The sequence below is a fragment of the Lysinibacillus sp. FSL M8-0355 genome (assembly GCF_038008985.1).
GTDB lineage: Bacteria > Bacillota > Bacilli > Bacillales_A > Planococcaceae > Lysinibacillus > Lysinibacillus fusiformis_D.
The window spans coordinates 2,373,183-2,386,752 of the sequence record NZ_JBBPAI010000001.1 but is presented as its reverse complement, the minus strand read 5'-3'; the positions used below and the strand labels follow the sequence as shown (position 1 = coordinate 2,386,752).

The window sequence follows — 13,570 nt, the reverse complement described above, 5'->3', positions numbered from 1 at the left end:
ATGTTTTCACTACTACTTGAATTCGGAGGCGATCCATATGATGAATTTATATGATTCTAGTCTGTTTTTTGATGAAATGTTTGATGGCAATCAGCCGAAGCCTCATTATCAATCTTTTCATCATAAGCTATCCTTTTTTTCTCAGGAGCAACTTGAAGAAAAGTATCGACAAGCACAAGCAAGCTTTCTCAGACAAGGAATTACCTTTACGGTCTATGGAGCGCAAGATGGAACTGAGCGTACAATGCCCTTTGATTGTGTCCCCATTATTATTCCTCAAACGAAGTGGGCCATGATTGAGGCAGGCGTCAAACAGCGTGTGCAAGCCCTCAATTTATTTTTGCAGGATGTTTATGGGCAACAAAGGATTATTCGAGACGGTTTTATTCCAAGACAGCTTGTTGAAAATAATCCGTATTTTACAGCAACAATGATGGGTTTCCAAGTACCGATTGCGAATCATATATTTTTAGCAGGCATTGATTTAATACGGGATGAAAAGGGTGATTATCATGTATTGGAAGATAATTTACGCAACCCTTCTGGCATTTCCTATGTCTTTGAAAATCGTGATGTCATGAAGGAAGTGTATCCTGAATTTTTCTCTAAGCATACCATCCAACCACTTGATAAACACATCGCTTATATGAAAAAAGCACTTCTTGTGCACCGCCCACCTTCCATGCAAGCAGAGAGAGAGCCTAAAGCTGTGCTACTAACAGCTGGCATGTACAATTCAGCTTATTACGATCATGTCTTTTTAGCCCAGCATTTAAATATACAGCTCGTAGAGGGTCGTGATTTAGTGGTACAGGATTTGAAAGTATATATGAAAACTATTTATGGTCTGCAGCAAATAGATATTATTTATCGTCGTATTGATGATGATTTTTTAGATCCTGTTGTCTTTCGTGAAGATTCTTTATTGGGTGTTCCTCATTTAATGGCTGCCTATCAAGCGGGGCATGTCGCCATCTTAAATGCTGTTGGCAACGGGGTTGCTGATGATAAAGCAATGTATGCCTATGTACCAGAGATGATTCGGTATTACTTGCAGGAGGAGCCTATTTTACCGAATGTGAAAACCTATCATTTAGGAGATGATAAGCAACGAGCATGGGTGCTAGAACATATTCAAGAGCTAGTCATTAAGAATGTGAGTGCCTCTGGCGGCTATGATATGTTGATTGGCCCGCATGCAAGTGAGGAAGAAATTGCTTTGTTTAAGCAAAAAATTAGCAAGCAGCCATTTCAATATATTGCACAACCAACGATTAAATTGTCTAGAGCTCCTGCCTTTCAAAATGGACGATTTTATCCTTGTCATGTCGATTTACGAGTTTATGTCACGAAGGGTGATGATTATTACGTGTTGCCTGGCGGTTTATCTCGAGTGGCACTACAAGAAGGATCACTTGTCGTAAATTCCTCACAAGGCGGTGGTGCTAAGGATACGTGGATACTAAAGGAGGAGTTGCAGCATGCTAAGTCGAGTAGCCGACGCGCTATACTGGATGGCACGGTATAGTGAACGCACACAATCAAATGCACATATATTACAGGTACAGCTGTTGAATATGTTGGAGCAATCGGGGCAAGAACATGCTTATCTTGATCATTGGGAGGCTGTCTTAGCTATTTGTGCCTCTAAGGAGGAATATTTAGCGAATTACTCAGCCATACGTGTCAACCCATTGATTGACTATCTACTTTTTTCCGAGAAAAACGGCAATGCCCTCCACGTTACATTACGTGCCATACGAGAAAATGCACGGGTTACGCGTGATAGTATACCAACTGAGCTATGGGAAATACAAAATACCTTTTATTTAACGAAGCAACAGGCCATACTGACAAGAGAACGCCCAATCCCACTTATTGAACTTCAAGCATTTTTACAGGAAGTAAGAAAAACTCTATGGATGGAGAACGGGTTAATCGAGAGCACGATGGATCGTGATCTTCCCTTTTATTTCATGCAGGTTGGCAAATGGCTTGAACGAGCAGAAAAAACGTTGCGGATGACGTTAAGTATAGTGGAACAACAGAAGCTGTCGGGCCTATCCCTGTTAGAGGATGATGGTAGCTTTTTATTGGCGCTTACAGCAGCAAGAGAGTCTTATATGCGGAAACATTGCCAGACGAATTTACTTGCGGTTATTCGCTATTTAGTACAGGATGAGCATTTCCCATGTTCTGTGATGTTTTGTCTAAAGAAAATAGAGGAAGCTATTACGGCGATTGAACATGATTCTTTATCCTCAAGATTTTTAACACAGCATACAAACATTCGTAGCCTCATCTTAGCAATCAATCATCTTGATTTTTGGCAAATGACTCTTGAAGAAACGATGACTATAATGGAGGAAAGACTGTCGCAATGTATAGCTTTTAGTGATACCTTTTCGACAGTTTATCATTTATATGAACCCAGCATACAACCTTGAAAGGAACCCACCACAGCTCCCTTTCAACAGGCAAGTCAGTAAGCAGAAGGAAGCGGACACGATGAAATTTGAAATTCAGCATACCAATATTTTTCAATATGAGTCTGAAGTCGATCAAAGCTTGAATACGATTCGTTTAAAGCCTCGCAGTGATGAGCGGCAGCGATTATTATCGTATCGAATTGCCATTACGCCCTCCTCATTGACCCGTGAGCATACGGATATTTGGGGTAATACAGTTGGTTCTTTTTATATACCGGAGCAGCATCAAATACTCGAAATTCATACATCTTCGATTGTTAGTATTCAGCGTGCACCATTTATTCATCGTATTCAATATTCGCCCGAAATGCAGACCATTTTCCATTCACAGCTATTTTATGAGCATTATTTACCGTATTTAAAAGCAACTCATTTTACTTTTATGACCGATCAGCAATTAGAGGAAGTTTATCATGCGATTGGTCATGCTGAAAATCCAGTGCTCTTTTCACTTAATTTAATGCAATATTTATATGCTAGCTTTGAGTATGATCCTACAGCGACAGTTGTAACGACAACAGCAAGTGAGGCATTTGCATTAAAACGGGGTGTTTGTCAAGATTTCACCCATGTCATGCTAGCTGTTTTGCGAGCTAAAGGCATTCCCGCTCGGTATGTCAGTGGTTACTTATATGTGGATGAAAATTCAGCGCTCATTGGTGATAGTGCTACACATGCCTGGGTGGAAGTCATGATACCAGGTATTGGCTGGATTGGTCTTGATCCAACAAATAATGTAGAAGTTTTAGAAAATCATATTATTTTATGTATAGGTCGCGATTATAGTGATATTAGCCCTGTTGAAGGTGTTTATAGTGGAGGCAAGCATGATTTAACGGTCAAAGTGAGTGTCAAAGCATTGAATCATTTATAATAGGCGTGCAGTAATGGTGATAAATCGCGATTACTGCACGCTTTTATTCGAAGCGTTGCTGTCTTTCTGTCAGCACCCATTTCCTCACATAGCCCATTTCTTGTTGGATATGCTCCAGCGTTTTTTCCTGCTGAAAAGCCCGTTGCATAACGGTATATCGCAAATCGGTTGCTCTTATGTTTTTTCCTATATCTTGTGACATCGTTTGAAAAATACGCTCCACCGTCTTCGTTGAAATTGGCTTCACAATACTTGCCTCACTTACCCAAACCCATTCCCCTACCTCTTGTCCATGTAAAACTGTTGTCGCTAGTTTATACTGAGCTAGCATGTCCATTAGTACAGGAGAACATTTTATTTCTCGACGGCCATTTCGATTCGCAATAAAAAGGGTTGCCTTTTCTTCGTTAAAATGAGTCCATTTCATTCGCACAAGCTCTGCAGGCTTACAACCTGTTTCCATCAACATTTGGACTATACAGCCATTGCGTCTAGCCAGCCAAGCATGCTCCTCTGTTTTTGCATATTGAAAATAGGTTGGCCAAACGTTGGCAATTTGCATAATCTGCGTATTGGTCAGTACTTGCAGCACCTCTTTTTGCCTTTTTTTCGGCTGTAAAATGGGCTGATAATCAAAAGGTGTCACCCATTCTCGTAAAAAAATAAAGTCTACAAAGCCTCTCAATGTCGCTATTTTATGGTTAAATGTATTGATATTGCAGTAGGTTTCCTTGAGATAGTCACAATAAAGCTGTAATAGATTTTTTAATTGATGATCCACATACAAGTATTGGTGTTCATGGGCGAACGTTAAAAATTGCTGTCCATCTATGTTGTACTGCTTTTTTGTGGCAGCACTTTTTTTCAATGATTGCAGCAGTAAGATGTAACTATTCCATGCTTCCTTGAGTGTGACCATATAGCCCTCCTTGTTTGCTGTGCGTCATGTCATTTTATTTTACTATATTTTGGGTGCGTGTTTTTCAATTCATTTTATAATAGTTTAGTGTCGGATAATCTGTAATATCGATACACAAGCCGCTTCCAGTCTTCAAATGCCCCTTACGTGCATAAGAAACGTATGTTCCTACAGTAGTTTCTCATATCTTTTGCTTTCTTACAATAGTAAATTCCGCTCCCCTGTTATAGAACAATAAATGCTAACTATTCCCTACATTCTTGTATAACAACGCAATTTTATGTGAAAATTCATATCATTTCGTGTTTATAGTTGATTGTGTTATATAATAAAGATAGACATTAATACGTAGGAGGCTTTCCACTATGCAAGTAAAGACGACACGATTGGAAGCAGAAGATGCAAAAATCATTTATCAAGAAACAGCTGGACTAGCGATAATTACGATTCACCGACCACAGGCAAAAAATGCGTTAACCGCAAACATGTGGGATCAATTAGCAAAGATTGCCCTACAAGTATTAGACAATCCGAAAAATAAAGTACTCATTTTACGAGGCTCTGGTCAAAGCTTTACCGCAGGCTCTGATATTAAAGAATTCAATGCCATCTCACTTGAACAAGCCGAGGAGGCGTTTGTACATATGGAAAAAACCATTTCCACAATTGAGCGCCTTCCGATTCCAACAATCGGCGTCATCAACGGGCCTGCGATGGGCGCTGGTTTAGAATTGGCATTAGCTTGTGATATCCGCATTGGCTCAGACAAAGCCAAGCTCGGCATTCCTGTCGGAAAATTAGGCATCACCATAAACAATAAATTTGCGCAACGTTTAGTACAGCTCGTTGGCCCTGCGACCACAAAGGACTTAGTCTTTACAGGACGCATGTTTAAAGCGGAGGAAGCCTTCAAGCTTGGGATGCTTAACTACTTAGTAGCCGAAAAGGATGTAAATAAATATATGATTCGCATGGGCAAGCTTGTGGCAGGCATGTCACCAGAGTCCTTGCTTGCTGTGAAGCAATCCGTTCAAGAATGTCTCGATAGTGTGCCGACATTATGGCAAGGCTCTTCACCGTTTGTAGGCAGCGATTTCGCCGAAGGCTGTCGTGCCTTTGTGGAAAAACGTCATCCACAGTTCAGCCGTCAACCAAAATAAAAACAGGTACTCTCGTCGCAAAGTGCGTTGGGAGTACCTGTTTTTCACGACTTTTTCTTTTGTATAGCCGTCTTGACATGAACATGAATCGCATCTAATTCATAGCCAAATTGTAAATAAAACGCCTTCTGCACCGCCTGCTGTAGCTCTAGTAAACGCGCTGCTAATGGATAATCTATCGGTAGCTTTACTTGTATGGTCAGAATAGCTTGAGCCTGATCTCCTAACAAAAATTGGGCCTGTTCCACCTTTTGTACAATTGCTTGTTGACTACAGCAATACGTCAGTAGCTGAACATAAACATGCTTGCTAATTTCAATGTACTCCCGTTGAAAATCAGGTCGCACTATCGTTGTTTCCCCGATTTTTTCGCGTTTTGATGAAAAAATCTCCATGCCCTTTTGTACCAATCGTTTAAAAAAGTTTTGCTCCACTTGTCGATAAGGAATTGGCATCACATGCTTGCCCTGCGTTTGACGAATAAAACGAGCTTTTTGAATTTCCTTAAAGGAACGAACATCCTCCACATCGTAATAATGTTCAATGGGTCCAAGATCTAGCTGCTTAGCAATACTATTCGTCATTTTAGTGGATGTCCCAATCAGTAAAATGGACTGCACCTTATAACTTGCTAACGCTTTTTTGACAGCCTCTCGATGTTCCTGTTCCGTAAAAATGGCACGTCGTACAGCGGTAATTGTATTTTTTTCGAATTTGGCAGAAATGCCAGCAACTCTTATTCCATTGACAATGAGAAGACCATCATCAATGATAGCCTCCACTCCTAATTTATGAGCAAAGGCAAGGGCACTCGTACTTTTGCCTGTGCCGCTTGGTCCACTTAACGAATATACCTTCACTGCCCTCTCCCTCCCTTACTAAATGGTTTGCGTATCAGATAGTATCATTCATACATGCTTCGAAATAGTGTGCATGCCGCAACTATGGTATTCCGCATAGTATCATAGTCAGCAGCTGCGTAGGTTTTTACATACAATGCCCGCTAGTCCGCTGGCATATAGCTTTTTTAATACCTCCCTATCTTGGCTATAGACAATTGAAAATCGTAATGCTGAACGATTCATCATGTTTTGTAAAGACTGCCTCGTCGTACACTTGCATAGGCAGTTTGTTTTGCCCCTACTCATCCAGCATTGCCACTGTCAATAATAGGGGAACATCAATACGATGGCTATCCTTTAATACTATTCAGTATGTATAGCTGTAAGCAAAGTCTATGTCCAATCTTGTAAAAGGAGGTTGTTTCTGTTACGGCGCAGACAATAGTGAAATCTTGCAACATATCGTTCACTACTGAGTCAGCTATTCAATCGTTAAGATGCATGCTCTCCCCACCTGAAAAACTTTATACTCAGTATAATACAATTTTCTCTTTGAAGGTATTTATAGTCGCTTATCCCAACATCAGACAATCTATTTTCGCTAGCCTATGCACACATCCTCTACATTATATAAATATTTTCTTTTTTCAGAATATCTGCCCATTTCTGTGCTTTAGTATGATAAAATGTGTACTACTATTCTGTTATCTCGCATAAACAGGCCCGTAAGCAAACAATGGTCTGTTAAAGCCCGATTTGTGCAAACAAACAATTAGCGTAGACAAGAGAATCATCTACGGATTGACGTTGCACTTTATACAACGATAAGGAGTGTACTAGTTTTGAAAATCGTACCATCTAAAAAAATGTCATTATTTACACCAGCAATTTTCGGAGATTTGAAAAATTTTGCCCGTGAGCAGCAAGCAAAGGGCATGACCTTGATTGACTTAAGCTTAGGAAGCCCTGATCTTCCTCCACATGCCAAAATACGTGAGCATCTTTCTTATCGCGCAGGGTTAGCTGAATCTTACGGCTACACACTGACAGGCACACAGCGTTTTTATGAAGCCGTTAGTCGCTACTATAAGCGTCGTAGCCATGTCGATTTAGATCCCACTACGGAAATTATTCAAACTATTGGCTCTCAAGAAGGCCTTGTCCATTTACCGATAGCCTTTTGTGACCCAGGAGACATCGTGTTATCCACAAACCCAGCCTATGTTGCCTATGATGCAGGAATTCACTTAGCAGGGGCAACACCTTATTACATGCCTCAAACGGCCGATAATGGTTATTTACCTGACTTAGACGCTGTCCCAGAAGAAATTGCTGAGAGAGCAAAGCTATTGATTTTAAACTTACCAGGGAATCCTGTACCAGCGATGCCGTCCTTAGCGTATTTTGAAAAAGTCATTGCCTTTGCCAAAAAATATAATATTATCGTCCTTCATGATGCGGCATACTCCGAGTTTTATTTTACAGGTGACGGTCCGATTAGTTTCCTTGCAGCACCAGGTGCAAAAGAAGTCGGCATGGAGATTAACTCCCTCTCCAAAAGCTTTAGTCTTGCAGGAACGCGTATTGCCTATATCGCAGGAAATGCTGAAATGATCGCCGTTATTAAGCAATTAAAATCAAATTTAGACTTCGGTATTTTTGAGCCTATTCAAGATGCAGCTGTCGTCGCACTTGATAACGCAGAAGAAATTACGGAAAGCTTACGTGCCACATTCTCAGAACGTCATAAAACCCTGATGAACGGCTTACAAGCATTAGGCTGGGAAGCCGCACCATCTGATGGTGGAATGTTCGTATGGGCAAAATATCCGTTCGATATGGACTGTACAGAACTAGCCTTTCAATTAATTGAACAAGTTGGCGTTGTAACCGTTCCTGGCACCGTATTTGGTACGGCTGGACAAGGCTATTTACGTTTAGCATTGGTGCAACCAAAGGAACTTCTTCAAGAAGCTGTTGATCGCTTAGCACAAGTGCAATTACTGGCACAAAGCTAGTGCTTTTGAAAAATAATAAACCCTTCTAACCTTGTCTGTTAGAAGGGTTTTACTATGACTATTCAGGAATGTTAAATCCACACATCATTTTCAGCAGTTAGCTCTGATGGTGCTTCGCCTGTATTGACAACCCCCATCGGCTCTACAAGTAGAATTTTACACTCAGAAGCCGCATAAGGTTTATGTTCAACATGGCGTGGTACGACAAACATCTCTCCTTCATTTAAACGCACTTCTCCATCTCTGAATTCGATGATTAGCTGCCCTTCAATGACGATAAACACTTCATCCGTATCATCATGTTTATGCCAAACAAAATCCCCTTGTACTTTAACTAATTTAAATTGATAATCATTCATTTCAGCAATCACTTTCGGAGACCAATGCTCTTGAAACTTAGTTAATTTTTCTTGAAAATTAATCGGTATGTATGTCATGCCCTTTTCCCCCATCCTTTTGATGAATCTACTAATAAGGATAACACACATTAAAAAAACAGCTACTGTCAAACGGCAGTAGCTGTTTTTATCACACATCATATTTTTGATGAACATCATCTTCGTAACGGTTGTAACGCTGTTTAAAGAGCTTGAATAAATGGGTCACCAGCACCTTAAAGATCGCATAGCCTGGAATCCCTAAAATAACACCAGGAACACCGAATAATGAGCCTGCCGTTAATAAGACGAAAATGATCGTAATTGGGTGAATACTGAGTGATTTCCCCATGATTTGAGGAGAAATGAATTTTCCTTCGATTAATTGAACAATCGTCCATACAATCGCCAGCTTAATCAACATCAATGGAGATGTGACAAGGGCAATAATAACGGCTGGTGTAATGGCAATGACTGGCCCCAAATAAGGAACTACACTTGTAATCATCGCTAGGAATCCAAGCAATAAAGCATATTTCATGCCAATGATTAAAAAGCCAATGGTCACCATTGCTCCAATACACATAGATACTAAAATTTGCCCCTGTATGTATGAACTAATTTGCTTGTCCATGTCATGGAAAATTTCAGTGACTTCTTTACGCATACGTGGTGGGCACACTTTCAGCATAAATTTCGGTAATTTTTCGCCCTCTTTTAATAAGTAAAATAAAATGAATGGCACCGTTACAAGTGATAGCACAATACCTGTTAAGGTTGAAAGGAAGCCCGTAATACCTGTGGCCACACCTTGCGCTACATTTGCAGCTGTTTCCCTTACAGTTTTCACCATATCTGTAGTGAAGTTTTTAACCACTTCATTGTAATCAAAATTAATTTTATCTAAATAATCGTTAAAACGTGAATTGTTCAAGAATGCAACGATATTTTGTGTAAACTTCATGAAATACTCTGGGAATTCCTGTGCTAAGTTCGTGAACTGGTCGCGTAAAAATGGATAAACCAACACAACGAGTAGTGTAATGACACCAATAACCGCAATGTATAGTATTAAAATCCCCCAAATTCTTGGGATTCGCCATCTGACCAAGATCGCCAACAATGGACGCAATAAATAGTAGCCTATGACGGCTAGTACCCCTGGTAAAATCACTACTTCAAATAATACTTGTAACGGGGTAAAGATAAAGGAAACCTGATTAAACATAAAAATAACACATGCAACTAGTAATAAAATCACCAGCATAAATAATAGGTTTCTACCACCTAAAAAACGAATAAACTTGGTTGCTAGTAGGCTTGAACGCTCTTTTGGTCTTTCTTTTTCCATATATCCACCCCAATCCAAATGCTCTACCTTTATATTACAGGATAATGTTGGTTTTTGCGAAACATCACTCCAGTGAAATACCTAAAAATTCACTTAAAAAGGCTTTGTTTTGCTCCACATCAATGACGATGGAATCGCCCGCATGACTAAAGTTTTGGAATTGATAGCTGCCTTCGATGGGAATCGTTGCTTTTTCAATGTTGACCTTGCCTTTAGATAGCAATTTAAGCACTTGCTGCATTTCCTCAGCAGATGAATAATCGGTTGTTATATAGCCCTGTGCAGCTCCAACAAATTTTGGTAAATTTAACATATTCGTAGGCGTTAATAGCTCTGTTTTTAAAGCCTCAATGACTTTTTGCTGACGGGCAACACGACCGAAATCTCCTTCAGCATCGTGACGGAAACGAGCATAGCCTAATAGCTCCTGTCCATTTAAATGATGAACACCTTGCTTTAACTCTACCCCAATATTTTCAGACATATCCTTTTCTACATCCATTTCCACACCATTTGGCGCTAAAATGTCCACTAATGATTCAAAGTTTTTAAAATCAATTAGGGCATAATGATGAATCGGTAAGCCAAACATATTTGTCAATGTATCCTTTAATAGCTGTACACCGTCTAGGTAGTAAGCTGTATTAAGTTTATAGGATTGATAGCCTGGGATATCTGCGTAAATATCACGCATAAAGGACACAAGCTTAATATCATTGTTTGCTTTATTCCAGGATAATACCATCATCGTATCTGTACGAGATTTTTCCTCGCCGCGTGTATCGACTCCTAAAATTAAATAGTTCTCAATATCCCCTTTGATTGTATCTCCAGAAAAATCCTCCTGCGCTACTTTCGTATCATTCGCCAGCTCAAGCCCGCTGCGATATTGCATGACAGCATATCCGACGATGACAATGATACACAGTAATAATAGTGTAAAAATTGCTCTCCCTTTACGTAATTTACGTTTTTTAGGACGTTGGGAGCGTCTCGTATAATCTTGCTCTTCCATAACAACTAACTCCTCTATTTTGATATAGTTAATGTAACGATTGATTAGCTAGAAAGTTTCATTTTGGCAATCAGCTATTCCATGTTTTTCTATCTCATCATTATTTTACACCTAATTACTCAGTTTCGAGCAAAACAATGCTATAATATTTTCACAAAAGAAAGGATGATGTAAATGATCGAAAAAGCTACATTTGCTGGCGGATGTTTTTGGTGCATGGTAAAGCCATTCGTCGAGTGGGACGGTATACATAAAGTGACTTCTGGCTATATGGGCGGCCATTTAGAAAACCCAACCTATGAAGATGTTAAGGAAGGGTCTTCGGGCCATTTAGAAGTGGTCGAAATTGAATTCGATCCTGCTATTTTTAGTTATGAGCAGCTCCTGGATATTTACTGGATGCAAATTGACCCAACGGATGCTTATGGACAGTTCCATGATCGTGGAGAATCCTATACAACAGCTATTTTTACCTACACAGATGAGCAAAAGCAAATCGCAGAGGCCTCAAAAGAAAAGCTTGCCAATAGTGGACGCTTTGATAAACCTATTGTAACCAAAATTCGCGATGCTGAACGCTTCTATCCAGCAGAAGACTATCACCAAGATTATTATAAAAAAGAGACGGAACACTATCAGCAAGATCGTGCCATTTCTGGCCGTGATACATTCATAACAAAGCACTGGGAACAATAATGAAAAGAGGTGCCTCACAATGGAGAGACACCTCTTTCTACGTAATAAGCACTATTACACGGAAGCTTCTAAAAACGATTGTAATGCGTCAAAGAATCGCTTACCGTACTTGTCAAATTTCACCTCACCAATACCGCTCACCTGTCGTAAATCCTCCAGTACGGCTGGCTTCTTATCACATAAATCACGCAATGTTTTGTCAGAGAACACTACAAATGGTGGCACCTTTTCTTCATCTGCAATCTCTTTGCGCAATACGCGTAAATGTTCGAATAAAGGATCGTTGTCCACCAGCTTCTTCACTGCTACAGCTTCCTTGCGCATAACCTGTCGATTGCCAAGCAGTACTTCCTTGCCATTCGCTGATACATATATAGTTGGGAATGTCCCATGCTTCACAGCAAGTAAACCTTCCGCAATTAAAAATTCAATAAAGTTCGAAACATCCTTTGAGGCATATTTTCCTTTTAAGATGCCATAGGTCGATAAACGTGCAAAGCCAAATTCCGTTATTTTTTGATTTTTGGAGCCAATCAACACCTGAGCCACCATGGTCTTGCCGAATTTTTGTCCCATGCGTACCACACAGGCTAACACCTTTTGTGCATCCTCAGTCACGTCTGTCACTGCTCGCCCATCATTGCAATTACTACAACGCCCACAAGGCTCCTCTGGCTCTTCAGCAAAATAGGATAAAATCGCATTTTGTAAGCAGCCCTCTGTATGGCAATAATCGACCATCGTTTGGAGCTTGGCTAATTCTTGGGCTATACGTGCTTCATCCTGTGTTTGTTCAATTAGAAAACGCTGTGTTTGGACGTCCCCAGAAGCATATAATAAAATACAGGCACTCGGCAGACCATCACGTCCTGCACGACCCGCTTCTTGGTAATAACTCTCCATATTACGAGGCATTTGATAATGCAACACAAAGCGCACATTACTTTTATCAATCCCCATACCAAAAGCATTCGTTGCTACCATAATACGTGCTTCATCTTTTAAAAACCGCTCCTGCTCAGCTATTCGCAAGTCCTCTGACAGACCCGCATGATATTTCGCAACCGCTTCACCAGAGCGACTCAGCATGTCATAAATCGCGTCTACTGCTTTTCGAGTGGCTGCGTAAATAATGCCGACTTCCTGTTTATTTTGTTGTACATAATTTTTTACATAACGTTCTTTGTTTTCACCAATTAGTACGGACAGCGCCAAATTTTCACGTGAAAAGCCTGTCATGACTGTCGCTTGCTCATCAATCGTTAGTAATTGGCGAATATCATCACAGACAGCTGGTGTCGCAGTGGCTGTCAGCGCTAAAACCGCGGGCTTTTGTGACCATAGTGTAAACAGCTTTTGAATGGAGCGATAGCTTGGTCTAAAGTCATGCCCCCATTGTGAGATACAGTGTGCCTCATCTACCGCTATTAACGGCACAGGTAAATAGGATAGTGCTTGCAGAAAGGATACACTTTCCAATCGCTCAGGCGCAATATAGAGAAGTTTTAAATAGCCTGCGCTCGCTAGTTGCATCGTTTCATCTACTTCCTGTGCCGACAACGTACTGTTAATATAGGCGGCAGGAATGTTCGCCGCACGTAAAGCCTCCACCTGATCTTGCATCAGAGATATAAGGGGGGAAATGACAATAGTTAACCCATCTAGCATTAATGCAGGAATTTGATAGCAAATGGATTTCCCGCCACCAGTTGGCATGACACACAGGCTCGACTGCCCTCGTAATGTTTGTTCTATAATTTGGGCTTGTCCTTGGCGAAAGGCTTCATAGCCAAAATGATGCTGTAGCATTTGTCTTGCTTGCTCCATGC

At 40.5% G+C, this 13,570-nt stretch carries 12 protein-coding genes; 6 read left to right on the top strand and 6 right to left on the bottom strand.

Translation table 11 applies throughout. From position 1 onward, the window contains the following. The first annotated feature begins 37 nt into the window (after positions 1-37). From MKY46_RS11725 to MKY46_RS11715, 3 genes are all read left to right on the top strand, one after another. A complete protein-coding gene (locus tag MKY46_RS11725; RefSeq protein ID WP_271913415.1) occupies positions 38-1,528 on the top strand; it encodes a circularly permuted type 2 ATP-grasp protein in 1,491 nt (496 codons plus the stop codon). Further along, complete coding sequence (locus MKY46_RS11720) at positions 1,482-2,447, top strand: alpha-E domain-containing protein (RefSeq protein ID WP_340834327.1); 966 nt, start codon at positions 1,482-1,484, stop codon at positions 2,445-2,447. Before MKY46_RS11725 ends, MKY46_RS11720 begins: the two co-directional genes overlap by 47 nt. Positions 2,448-2,508: 61 nt before the next feature. Beyond that, positions 2,509-3,363, top strand: coding sequence for a transglutaminase family protein (locus tag MKY46_RS11715; RefSeq protein ID WP_036126429.1), 855 nt, complete (start codon positions 2,509-2,511; stop codon positions 3,361-3,363). Positions 3,364-3,406: 43 nt separating this feature from the next. On the opposite strand, the gene MKY46_RS11710 is transcribed toward MKY46_RS11715, so the two are convergent. Beyond that, positions 3,407-4,282: a tyrosine-type recombinase/integrase gene (locus tag MKY46_RS11710; protein ID WP_036126431.1), complete on the bottom strand. Its 876-nt coding sequence runs from the start codon at positions 4,280-4,282 to the stop codon at positions 3,407-3,409. A gap of 365 nt (positions 4,283-4,647) precedes the next feature. Here MKY46_RS11710 and MKY46_RS11705 point away from each other — a divergent pair, with 365 nt between their 5' ends. Further along, positions 4,648-5,442, top strand: coding sequence for an enoyl-CoA hydratase/isomerase family protein (locus MKY46_RS11705; protein ID WP_340834325.1), 795 nt, complete (start codon positions 4,648-4,650; stop codon positions 5,440-5,442). Positions 5,443-5,486: 44 nt separating this feature from the next. On the opposite strand, the gene MKY46_RS11700 is transcribed toward MKY46_RS11705, so the two are convergent. Next, the gene (locus tag MKY46_RS11700) at positions 5,487-6,302 is read right to left on the bottom strand and encodes an ATP-binding protein (RefSeq protein WP_340834323.1); all 816 of its coding nucleotides are present in this window, start codon (positions 6,300-6,302) and stop codon (positions 5,487-5,489) included. Between the two features lie 824 nt (positions 6,303-7,126). Here MKY46_RS11700 and MKY46_RS11695 point away from each other — a divergent pair. Next, positions 7,127-8,302: an aminotransferase class I/II-fold pyridoxal phosphate-dependent enzyme gene (locus tag MKY46_RS11695; protein ID WP_340834320.1), complete on the top strand. Its 1,176-nt coding sequence runs from the start codon at positions 7,127-7,129 to the stop codon at positions 8,300-8,302. A 71-nt stretch (positions 8,303-8,373) separates the two neighbouring features. On the opposite strand, the gene MKY46_RS11690 is transcribed toward MKY46_RS11695, so the two are convergent. From MKY46_RS11690 to MKY46_RS11680, 3 genes are all read right to left on the bottom strand, one after another. After that, the gene (locus tag MKY46_RS11690; protein ID WP_036126449.1) at positions 8,374-8,739 is read right to left on the bottom strand and encodes a cupin domain-containing protein; all 366 of its coding nucleotides are present in this window, start codon (positions 8,737-8,739) and stop codon (positions 8,374-8,376) included. 91 nt (positions 8,740-8,830) lie between these two features. After that, positions 8,831-10,030, bottom strand: a complete 1,200-nt coding sequence (locus MKY46_RS11685; RefSeq protein ID WP_141904389.1) for an AI-2E family transporter — start codon at positions 10,028-10,030, stop codon at positions 8,831-8,833. A gap of 64 nt (positions 10,031-10,094) precedes the next feature. After that, positions 10,095-11,045, bottom strand: a complete 951-nt coding sequence (locus MKY46_RS11680) for an LCP family protein (protein WP_036126458.1) — start codon at positions 11,043-11,045, stop codon at positions 10,095-10,097. Positions 11,046-11,219: 174 nt separating this feature from the next. Here MKY46_RS11680 and msrA point away from each other — a divergent pair, with 174 nt between their 5' ends. Continuing rightward, positions 11,220-11,741 carry a peptide-methionine (S)-S-oxide reductase MsrA gene (gene msrA, locus MKY46_RS11675; protein WP_082673741.1) on the top strand — a complete coding sequence of 174 codons (522 nt, stop codon included), beginning with the start codon at positions 11,220-11,222 and terminating at the stop codon, positions 11,739-11,741. 54 nt (positions 11,742-11,795) lie between these two features. On the opposite strand, the gene recQ is transcribed toward msrA, so the two are convergent. Next, positions 11,796-13,568, bottom strand: coding sequence for a DNA helicase RecQ (gene recQ / locus MKY46_RS11670; RefSeq protein ID WP_036125973.1), 1,773 nt, complete (start codon positions 13,566-13,568; stop codon positions 11,796-11,798). Positions 13,569-13,570 lie beyond the last annotated feature (2 nt).

Excerpts from the sequence above, each read along its gene's own strand:
- MKY46_RS11725 (WP_271913415.1), top strand. The coding sequence starts at position 38 with ATGATGAATTTATATGATTCTAGTCTGTTTTTTGATGAAATGTTTGAT.
- MKY46_RS11720 (WP_340834327.1), top strand. The coding sequence starts at position 1,482 with ATGCTAAGTCGAGTAGCCGACGCGCTATACTGGATGGCACGGTATAGT.
- MKY46_RS11715 (WP_036126429.1), top strand. The coding sequence starts at position 2,509 with ATGAAATTTGAAATTCAGCATACCAATATTTTTCAATATGAGTCTGAA.
- MKY46_RS11710 (WP_036126431.1), bottom strand. The coding sequence starts at position 4,282 with ATGGTCACACTCAAGGAAGCATGGAATAGTTACATCTTACTGCTGCAA.
- MKY46_RS11705 (WP_340834325.1), top strand. The coding sequence starts at position 4,648 with ATGCAAGTAAAGACGACACGATTGGAAGCAGAAGATGCAAAAATCATT.
- MKY46_RS11690 (WP_036126449.1), bottom strand. The coding sequence starts at position 8,739 with ATGACATACATACCGATTAATTTTCAAGAAAAATTAACTAAGTTTCAA.
- MKY46_RS11685 (WP_141904389.1), bottom strand. The coding sequence starts at position 10,030 with ATGGAAAAAGAAAGACCAAAAGAGCGTTCAAGCCTACTAGCAACCAAG.
- MKY46_RS11680 (WP_036126458.1), bottom strand. The coding sequence starts at position 11,045 with ATGGAAGAGCAAGATTATACGAGACGCTCCCAACGTCCTAAAAAACGT.
- msrA (WP_082673741.1), top strand. The coding sequence starts at position 11,220 with ATGATCGAAAAAGCTACATTTGCTGGCGGATGTTTTTGGTGCATGGTA.
- recQ (WP_036125973.1), bottom strand. The coding sequence starts at position 13,568 with ATGGAGCAAGCAAGACAAATGCTACAGCATCATTTTGGCTATGAAGCC.